Raw genomic sequence first — 9999 nt, forward strand, 5'->3', positions numbered from 1 at the left:
CCGCTTTGCACACGCTGCGCAGCGCAGCGGCATCGGCTGACCGCAAAGTGCTCTGGTGCAGCCCTAACAGAGACCAAGCCGAAGGCGCCGTCGAAGACGAGCTCGCCGACACCGCAGCCACCATCACCGAGGCCCATGCCGGCATCACCGGAAAGCAGCAACACCCCGAGCTACCCCCCGGCAGTCTCCTCATCGTCGACGACGCCGCCAGCGCAGACCCCGCGGTCATCGCTGAACTCGCCGAACACGCCGCAGCCACGCAATGCGGCCTCATCCTGCTCGACACCACCAGCCCCACCTGGCCCCCCCAGCCTGCCCAGCGGCTCCTGCAACTCCTCGACACCGAACTACCGTGGACCACCGCCATCGGCGCACCCCCGGACTCGGCCATCCTCGGCCGCCTACGCGCGCCCGACCTCGACCCCGCACTTATCCAGGCGCAGCGCCTGCACCCAGCCCTGCTCGACGAACAGCTTCGCGAACACCTCAACCACGCACACCAACTCCGCAACACAATCCGCGCCGCCTACCAACGCCACCTCGAGGCCACCTGGCTGCGCGACCGCGGCCACCACCCAGAGCAAGACGCCCGAGACATCGGAATCCCGGACTAATCAAAAGGACGGCGCCGGTTCAATTCTCAAAACGCGGATGTCAGCGTTGTCCACGGTCCAGACCACCAGCCAGTTTGCGCCCGAGGTGGCCGCGACTGTCCTCGCCCACGTCACCGGCGTCGTCAGGAACTGGATCGCCCCGACCCGATGATCCTGCGGTGACTGCGCAAGAGACCGCAGGATGGTCGCGACCGCGGCGCGCACCTGCCGCTCGTAGGCCTGCGTACTGAGACACAGCGACCTCCACCGGTCGGCGGCCTCGGGGTCGAACGTGAGCGCCATAGGTGCTCCTCTGGGTTGGGACCAACGCCCACCAACCCTATACCCTGCTGCCCTTTTGCCCCCAAACCCTCTCGCCGTATTGGACTTGATGGGTTTAACCCGATAAGTTTAATTATCAGCGCGCTGTCATATACGGGAGGACTTCGTGGACTTGATTGAGGTGGACAACCGCCGACGGATCACTCTGCCCAAGAGCGCACAATACGACCTCTATATGGTGTCGACCAGCCCTGACGGCACAATCACCCTGACTCCGGCGGTTGTGCGGTCCGCCCTCGAAGACGCGCTTCGACAACGTCCCGGGTATATGGAGAAGCTTGAGCGCGATGCTGCGGACCCGACTCGGGCCGTTCGATTCGAGGACTGGGAGCGTCCCGGGAAGGCTTGAACCGGAGGTCCGCACCCGCCGCACTAGCGTCCTTTGCGTAAGACGTGCACTCTCGGCTTAGGGGCAATCAACGGGGCACCTTCGGGGCCTTTGATGTAGTCGCCAATGTAGCGAGGCTTCCGCCAACTGTGATTTGGCCCGTACGCCTGCTGGCGCCAATGTCCGGTTACCGGAAAGCGATGCGTGTAACCACGTCCGGAAACAGTCGCGCTGGGTTCAGACGTTGCCGCCCGAGCCCGCAGCTCGACGAGTGTCACCGTAGACGGTGCTCTCGCCGGCCCCACGGTTGGCGCGTCGCCATCGAGGGCATCGTCTGGGCCCGACAGTGGCTGTGCTGGCCGTCCGATAACCCGGGTTTGGGTTACGTTCGCCTCGGCCATGAGCAGCCAAGCGGCGCCGACAGCGCTAATGAAGGGATGCGCCTGTTCAGAGCCGGTGGCTTCCTCGGTGCGCGGTACATCGCGGTTGATGAAGATGCTTTGCGCCGCCCACACAGGGGAGGTGGTGCCGGCGAGGCGCATTATGTCGAGGTCTTGGTCCTGGCGTGAGAACGGCACCAGTTGAAGCAGGTTGTTCTCGGGCTGGTCCCACCACCACACTCCATCCCACGACAGCTCGGTGATCGTCGAGGTGAGCGCGCTCAATCCGAGGTGGGTATGTCCGGGCGTGTTGAGGTCGGCTTCGACCGCCTCTGGCCGCAGGAGCCCGGAGGAAACGGTGCCCGCTGATCTGGCCCAACACAACAGGCCGACGGGAGACGGTAGGGCAGCCGCCGGCGTCCACTCAGGTAGGGAACCGGCTGCCCGGCGCACGACGTCGACCATGTCGCGCGACACCCAGTACAGTTCGGCGCCGCGCAACGTTTTGGCTTCGGCACTGATCGTTGGCGCAATCGACTCGAACTTCGCGACGAGCCGTTGAACCTTCCGTACCGCCGCAGGGTCGGCGGCCGCCCGACTGTTCGGCGGTGGCGGGACCTTGTACTGGTCGAACGAGATCTCAGCAACCGCTTCAAGCGCGTTGCACCACTGGCGGCGAATGACGGGAACGCTGGTGGCCGCCCACGGCGCCGCAGTGCGCCGCCGACTCACCGTCGCCTCCGGGCGGACCCGGCGCACACCAAACTGCTCACGACGACCACTTTTTCATGCGGTTACTGGTCATCTACGGCGGAAAGTTCTTGCAGTAGTTCGTTGTCTATCTCCACCTGATAGGAAGGCACCCACTGGCCGAGTACCACCGTGCGATTGAGATGTTTGGTTCCGGCAAGTAACCGCCGCCGGGCGCGGCCATCGTGGGCCGCGCCTGTGGCCTCGATGATCGCGTGCGCTCGTTGGCACAGATCCACCGCGACGCTCCACACAGCCTCAGCGGAGGGGCTCTGTCGCCGAGAAAGGGGAATCGACCTCGCAAGCGCAGTGATCCGGTCCGGTTCTGCACCAAGTGATTCGAGCAGTTGATGCGCGTAAAGGTCGCGAAACGCCTCGGACCGCGACACCAAATGCGGCTCAAGGTTGGAGCCAATATTCAGCTCCGCTGGACCTCCATCTTCCTCGTACAGGAGGCAGTTGGCAGCGTAGATCCAGGCGAGTGTCACGTCCTCGCTAATCGCGTCGCCCATGGTCGTCCTTCACCCAAAACCGGATCCAATAGATGTTCGCCGCAGAGCGACACTGACCAGCACCCTAAGACGTCGGGCGTCGGCTTCTCTACCACCGCGCCCAACTCCGGCAGCAGCCAAGTTAGTCGAGGTGCCGGGAACGCTGGGCGCCGCCGACTCGCAGCTTGGCATCGAGCAACACCCGACCGCGCGCAGATCGGCACCGCTCCCAGCGCCCGGTGCGCAGGTCAGACGGACCGGTCGCACAACTGACATTGCTCTGTCGATCGCGGGTGGGTGGAGGCCGTGGAGGTTTGACACGTGTGGGCGGTTCAGGGCGTCACAAGCTCAAGGGACAGCAGGACGTCGTTGAGGGCGGCGTCCATGTCGGCTTGCGTGATCGTGCTGATGCTGTTCAGGTCGGCGGTGAGTAGGTCCACGGTGGGATCAGCGGCGATGCGTGCCTTGGCTTTTCGCAGGGCTTGTTCGATGACTGTTCGGGCGAATCGGCCATTGGCGGCGACGTCGATGAGCATCTGCGGCTCGCCGGGTCGTGTGCTTGGGGTGTTGCATAGCCACTCCGCTGTGCTGCTGAAGCGTTTGAGAGCGGCGGATTCCATGGCCACGTGGAACCGCGCGGCGAAGAGCTCAGCGATCCTTACCAGGTCGTCGGTGTCGCATGAGCTGAATTCGAGCTGAAACGGGAATCGTGACCGCAGACCGGGGTTGGCGCTTAAGAGTCGGTTCATCGGGCTGGCGTAGCCGGCCATGGCAATCATGGTGTCGTGTCGGTGGTCCTCGGCCCACTTCATGATGACGTCGACGGCGATATGGCCGAAATCGCGTTCGTTGTCGGGTTTGTACAGTTCGGGTGCCTCGTCGATGAACAATGCGCAGCCCCTGGCCGCTTCCAGAATCGCTGAAGTTCTCTTCTCGGTGCCACCGATGTGCTCGTCGACAAGATCCTTGCGCGAGACTTCGATGAATTCGGGTGATTCGAGGATGCCCAAGCCAAAATACATCTCACAAATCAGCCGTGCTATCGAGGTTTTCGCGGTTCCCGGCGGGCCGACCAGAGTCATGTGCAAGGTGTCACGCTCGCCGATCTGCACGCCGCGTTCGGCCATCTTCTGGTCGTAGACCTTGACGAACTTGAGTTCCTTGACGTGCTCTTTGACACGGCGCAGCCCGATGAATTCGTCGAGCTCGCGTTCGGCGCGCTCGAGAACGCGTACGGCTTCTTTGCGTTGCTCGGCCCTGCGCAGGTCAGCGACGCTGGGCCCGGAATTGGGATCCCACCGGTTGGTGCGGGCTGCAATGACATCGGGGGTTGTCACGGTCACGCCATAGCTGGGGTCATCGAGCGCGGCGGCGGCGTCGGGGCGCAGCTGGCCATCCACGCTGGCCGCGCTGAATTCTTTGCGGGCGGCCGCCTCGTCCCCCATCGCGCGGTGGCACAGCCCGCGATACAGGGCCGCCTCAGCCAGCAGGTGGGAAGTATCGACGCTCTGGGCGAGTCTGGCCTGCTCGGCTTGCGTCACGACGGACGTCAATGTGGCCATCGCGGCCTCGAACTGACCGAGCGAGGTTTGGGCGATTCCCTTGAGTAGGCGGGTGGCGGTCTCCACGATGCCGCCGCTGGTTGCCGAGGTCTGCGAGGTCCAGTCCAGCACGTCGGTCCAGCGGCGCGTTAGGAAGAACATGGTGGCCCCGACGAAGCGGTGGATCTGGGCTTGGGCCGGCTCGATGGTCAGGTCGACCTCGTCGAGGAGCTTCTCCGCCTGATCGTAGTCGCCCTGGCTCACCAGTGTCGCTGCGTAGGCGAGAGTGACCCCGGTGGGGGTATACGGGTAGAGATCAATGAGGAATGGCGTTGCCACCGTGGGTGCCAACGCTGAATCGGCTAGGCCGACTCGGCGCGTTTCGCGGTGCAACGTTGAGAGCGCGTCGTAGGCGCCGCGCAAGGTGTCAGGGGTGACATCGCCCGCGTATGCCAACCCCATCCAGGCGTCGCACATGCCGGGATCCATGTCAGTGGCTTGCGTGAAGGCTTCGCGTGCCCGCGGAAAGTCGGCCTGGCCCTCACCAAAGCCCAGGCGGCTGACTCCCATGTCGAAGTATTCACGGGCGCTCAATTGCGATCATCCCTTGGTCGTGGTCGAGGTGGTGACGGAAATTCTACGGCCGAATCAGACACCTCGGCCGGTCGCTGCTGCTCAAAGGACATATCCAGGGGCAGGTCGGGGTCCTCATCGGGATTTGCCGACGGTGATGCTTGGTGGCGTCCTGCGCCCTGCTGCGTGGGCCTGCGCGGATGGCTGGGCAGGGCGGGCAATCCCTCTGAGGGGACCATCCACGCCGGGTCGCCGTGATCTGACCCGCCAGGGTGGCCGTTGCTCGACGTGCTCAACCCTGGCGCTTGCTGGCCGTTGTCGCTACTCGGATCACCCGGTTCACGTGCGGGGTCTGAGCCGTTGCGGGCATGGTGTCGGCGCACGTGCTGGACTGTCTTTTCGGCGATGACGGCAGGAATCACCAGCTCTGGCGCGGCGGCCGCGCCAACACCTTCAGCGGCTGCGCCGCCGGCGCCCTCGGCCGCGGTCGTTGCCGCCTCGCCTGCTCCGGCTTTTTCTGCAGCCCCCCTCGTGGCGGTTTGCGCCGTGTGGGCTGCGGTGCCGCTCTGTTCCTCCAGCCCACGTACCCGGCTGGGTCGCGGCTTGATGACGTCGAAGCCCGGAGTTGAGATGTCGGCATCGGCGTCGGCACTGTCGTCGTCGCCCGTTGCATCGCTGTCATCGCGCCGCGCAGCCCGGCGGAACAGCCCGCGCGCCTTGCGGCCCGCCTCGGCGTATTCGTTGTACTCCTCGCGCGCGGCCGCGCTCGTGGAGCGCCACGCCCCGCTCAGGTGGTGGCCGATGGTGCCCAGACTGTCTGTGTAGAAGTGCTTGTCGATGTAGTGGAACAAGAAGATGCCGACGACTGACCCCAGGCTGACCAACAACAGCCGCGGTACCACCGTGGCGCCCCCGTGCCCGAGTTGCGGGGTCGTTAGCGCCCACCCCATCCCGACCGCGCTCAACGCCAAAAAAACGGTGAAGATCATCATTTCGACCCCATGCAACAACACCTGCGAGACACAGCGCATGGCGTATTGCTTTCCGCGCACCCACCCGGTCATGCCCACCATCGCCGCAGGGACCACGACGATGCAGTAATAGGTGGCTTTGGCCCCGACGAGCATGGTGCTCATTCCGACGTACCAGATGAAAAGGCCGATCCAGAAAGCGGCGAACAAGAAGAACAGTCCGAGCACAAAGTCGTTGGCACCCATCTGTTGGGCGTGTGCCAACGCTTGCGGCGCGCCGCAACTGGCCATCGCGTGCGCAGGGCCAGGTCCTTGGCTGTGCGCGGCCAAGATCGCCTGTGACCAGGCCTGCCGGCAGGTCCCCACATCATCGACGACCATGCCGAAGTTTTGTAACTGCAGAGCCGGGCGCGCCGTGGAGGAGATCAACTGTGCCAGCAGCGCGTCGAGCTGGGCATCCAATGACTGGCCCGGAGCGTAGGAGGCCTGGCGGGCGTCCTGGGCGATCTGAAAGCCGGTAGCGCGGCCCATCCCCAACAGGCCGTGATCGCTGACCAAATCGTCGATGGGGTCACGGAACACCGTCCACACCAAAGCAGAAAGCACCGCGGCGGTACCCAGCATGTTGCGCGCTTGCGCGGGCTGGCCGCGCTGTTGGTGATATCCCGCCAACACCACGCAGATGGCGATCGCCAGCGGTCCCAGCCACATCTCGTTGACCAGCATGGTCACCGCGGCATAAATGGGTCGCCCGATTTGCACGAGGGCCAGCAGCCAGGCACTGGACATCGCAAACCGCAGGAACCACAACGCAATCCCGATGGCGAACACCACAAGAGCGGCTTCGTTGGTCAACCACCACGCGGCGGTGCCATGCGAGATCGCGGTCTGGGTGGCGCTGACAATCCACGACCCCCACGACTCGGGATCGAACGCGCTGACGTGTTGGCCGTTGTTGAACGTGGCTTCTGTGGTATCCACCATCGACAGGAAATAGTCAGCGACCGGCACGTTATCCAAATCATGCAGCCCGGTCCACCCCAACGCGGCGGCACCGACTGCCGCCGAGGCTCTCGGTGCGGCGACCACCGCCCATAAGCACAGCACGTAGACACCAGTCATCGCGCCGATCACACGGCGCAACCGCGGGTGCAGCGCTAGCCAGACCGCCAGCGAATCGTTGGCAGTCATGCGATCACCGACGCAGTGCTGTCAAAGGCGCGTGCCTGCTCTTCGGTCGGCGCACCGAAGAACTGAACCCGTGCCGGACGCCCTAGTTCGTCGACCAAGAAACCCTCGCCGAGGCGGGCGCGATCGACCGCCCCAGCCTCAGTGATATCGCCTCCCCACTCTCCGCGATCAGCGAACACGTCTTCATCAGCGGTGGATCCTGGACTGGTGTCCTCACTGAGTGCACTAACGAACTCGGGATACATGTCAGGGTCGATACGCGCCCACTTCAGCGTCGCGTAGGCCAGTTGCGGGTCTTGCACACGAAAAATCCACTTCTGGGTCACGAATTCATCGCCCATACGGGCAAGGTCTCGGAAATCTTGTGTGATAAACCAGATTCCACTGGCGTGCTTGCGGCCCCGGCGCGTGAACTTGTGCGCAACGCGCGCCGTGGTCGGAAAGGCAAGCAGTTCGGCGCACTCCTCGAAGATCATGACGTCGAAGACGTCGAGCCGATCGAACATGTAGCGCTGCTCTAGCTCAATGAGCAGGCCATAAATCGCCATGCCGGCGCGCTGGGTCCCGGCCAGTTTGGCGTAAAGATCAGCGTTGGCCAGATCCTCGCTGCTGGGCAACCCCAGGTTGCCCGTGAGGTAAACCGTCGCCGGCGAGTCTTCCGGCCGGTAGGGCGGCAAATGATCATCAAACAGCCCCGGGAAATCCTCTTGTGCCGTCTCTAGGCGCAGCAGTAACTCATCGGTATCGGCGTCCGGTTGTGACCGCAGATAGTCCAGGAGCGCCCGGTGACTCGTAATCGCGTGGGCGGCCCGATTCTCGGGCCGCAGCAGCCGTCGATATCGTTTGGCCAGCAGGCTGTCGTAGGACAGTCCGATCCACGGCAAGATGTGTGCGGCCGCGATGCGCCCTGCCAGATGGGCCGGGAAGATCACCAGCGGGTCATACAGGTACTGCGGCGTGGTGGGATCGATGAAACGCACACCCTCGATCGGGGTGAGCGCGCGTTTCCATTCGGCGATCGTGTCGGGCTCGAACACCACCACCCGCCCGCCCCGCAGAATCAGTTCATAGGCCGACAATTTCGTGCGGTTGGACTTCCCGCCGCCGGGATCTCCAACAACTGCCAGACCGGTGTTTTTATTGCGGCGCGCGGTTCCTTCGGGATCGTGCAGGATGATCGCAGGCCGCATCGAAGTCTGATCGATGGCCAGCGCACTGCCCCTGACGTTGCCGACGCGTCCAGAGATCAACGGCAAGAACAACGACCACTTATGTGCGCTAGTGGGATTGCGGAATTCGTCGAGTGGACAGGCGGTTTCGCTTCCCGCGTTGAACGCCTTCCACAGCAGCGCCTGGGCTCCGCGGTGACGTTTGACAGCGATACCGACCGTGTCGAGCTCCTGGCGGATCTGCTTGACCGCGTCCTCGAGGATCTGCGGGGAGTCGGCCCCGACAGCGATGACCACCGCGTGGTCGAGTTCGCGTTCGGCAGGATTGCCATTTAGATGTGAGGTGTAGGCCCGGGTGCGCGCGAGTTTGCGGGGCAGTTCGTCGTTTTCGGCGCCGCGGTGTCCGCGCTGACGCATTTGGTCCTTGATGTTTTTGGTGTAGCGGAAGTTTCGTGCTTGCGCGTCTTGGGGTGTGCGGATGTAGACGTGTTGCGTCCATTCGATACTGGCCGGAGTGTTCACGTTGAGCAGCGCATTCAGATAGGAAGCGCGCGGAAAGGCCAGGCCCGTCTCGGGGAAATGCTCGACGGTCAAAAAGGTCTGGTAGCTCGACCGGTGGTTGGGGTCATCGGGATAGTAGACGCGGACCAATGCTTTGAAGCTGGGCCGCCACCAAGGTCGTTCCGCGTTGTCACCCTCATCGAATGCGATGCTTGTGAAATCGTCAGCACGTAGTGAGGACGGGCCGGTGTTGGTCGGTGGTATCGGTTCATGGATGACACCGAGCATCGCTCGATGCCGGCGATACCAGTGGATTTGTGCTGGACTGGCCGGGCGGACGTGGAATTCATCTGGCAGAGCGCTAGCGATCTCGCGGGCCACGCTGGCGTAGTGCTGAATTGAGGTGTTGGAGTCTTTGTCGCGTCCGCTGATCCAGTCCCAGGCGCGCTTGCCTTGTCCGAGTGGGGTGCGGCCGGCAGTGCCGGCGTCGACGGGCACTGTGAGCCAAAAGCGTTGGCGCACGGGCCCGCGGTAGTGTCTATTGCCGATCCATTTGTTGGCATCAGCGATGAGCGGCACCCAGTGCTTGCACTGGCGGATCCAGGACGAGTTGGTGGTGTGCGGACCCACCATGGCCCGCAGGATGGCGTTTTGGTCCTCGGCGACCAGGAGGCCGCGGATTTGGGAGCCTGAGGGCAAGTAGCGCCCCAGGTTGCGGGTGAGGCGGGCGGCTCGCCGGTGGACGTCAAGTGAGCGCATGTTGACCGACAAGCCGTCGATCAGGAACTCGGCGTAGACACCTCCGGCAGTGAAGACCAGATTGCCTTCGACACGTTCGGGAGGGTCAAAGCTCGAGTCGGCGCGGACGTGCCGGTCGGTGCCACGCGGCACAGAGGTGATCAGGTGAGGGGGCCGGATCGTGTTGCGGGCAAAGATGACCCGGGTGGACAACGAGGGTCGGCCCTTGGGCAGCAGCAGCCGCATCAGCCCCACGGTTACGACACACAGCACTGCGCCGGCGGCCAGGATCGGCAAGGTGGTGCCGGCGGGCTGGCTGTCGACCCACAGCAGCGTGGGTCCAGCGATCGCGGCGATGGCTACCCATTCGATCCCGCGATAAGGGCCGCCGGGCCACTCCTGGCCCGGAGCGGCTTCCCCGATCTGGATGT

General features: G+C 64.1%; 8 protein-coding genes. 2 read left to right on the plus strand and 6 right to left on the minus strand.

Going from position 1 to position 9999, the window contains the following annotated elements; translation table 11 throughout:
• A partial coding sequence (locus AC2VOU_RS10390) for an AAA family ATPase (protein ID WP_486957305.1) occupies positions 1-614 on the plus strand: 614 nt, incomplete at its 5' end.
• On the opposite strand, the gene AC2VOU_RS10395 is transcribed toward AC2VOU_RS10390, so the two are convergent.
• Positions 615-896 (minus strand): hypothetical protein, encoded by a 282-nt coding sequence (locus tag AC2VOU_RS10395; protein ID WP_486957306.1) that lies wholly within the window; start codon positions 894-896, stop codon positions 615-617.
• Positions 897-1041: 145 nt separating this feature from the next.
• Here AC2VOU_RS10395 and AC2VOU_RS10400 point away from each other — a divergent pair, with 145 nt between their 5' ends.
• Positions 1042-1284 carry a hypothetical protein gene (locus AC2VOU_RS10400; RefSeq protein WP_486957307.1) on the plus strand — a complete coding sequence of 81 codons (243 nt, stop codon included), beginning with the start codon at positions 1042-1044 and terminating at the stop codon, positions 1282-1284.
• 23 nt (positions 1285-1307) lie between these two features.
• On the opposite strand, the gene AC2VOU_RS10405 is transcribed toward AC2VOU_RS10400, so the two are convergent.
• The 5 genes from AC2VOU_RS10405 to AC2VOU_RS10425 form a co-directional block, all read right to left on the minus strand.
• Positions 1308-2402 carry a hypothetical protein gene (locus tag AC2VOU_RS10405; RefSeq protein ID WP_486957308.1) on the minus strand — a complete coding sequence of 365 codons (1095 nt, stop codon included), beginning with the start codon at positions 2400-2402 and terminating at the stop codon, positions 1308-1310.
• A gap of 35 nt (positions 2403-2437) precedes the next feature.
• Positions 2438-2905, minus strand: coding sequence for a hypothetical protein (locus AC2VOU_RS10410; protein WP_486957309.1), 468 nt, complete (start codon positions 2903-2905; stop codon positions 2438-2440).
• Between the two features lie 311 nt (positions 2906-3216).
• Entirely contained in the window at positions 3217-5019 is a 1803-nt protein-coding gene (locus AC2VOU_RS10415) for an AAA family ATPase (protein ID WP_486957310.1), read from the minus strand.
• Positions 5016-7160 (minus strand): hypothetical protein, encoded by a 2145-nt coding sequence (locus AC2VOU_RS10420; protein ID WP_486957311.1) that lies wholly within the window; start codon positions 7158-7160, stop codon positions 5016-5018. The genes AC2VOU_RS10415 and AC2VOU_RS10420 overlap by 4 nt, the downstream gene beginning before the upstream one ends.
• Positions 7157-9999 (minus strand): ATP-binding protein (locus AC2VOU_RS10425; RefSeq protein WP_486957312.1); only part of this gene is annotated, 2843 nt, incomplete at its 5' end. The genes AC2VOU_RS10425 and AC2VOU_RS10420, both read right to left, overlap by 4 nt.

This window comes from Mycobacterium sp. TH-M25, assembly GCF_057473665.1.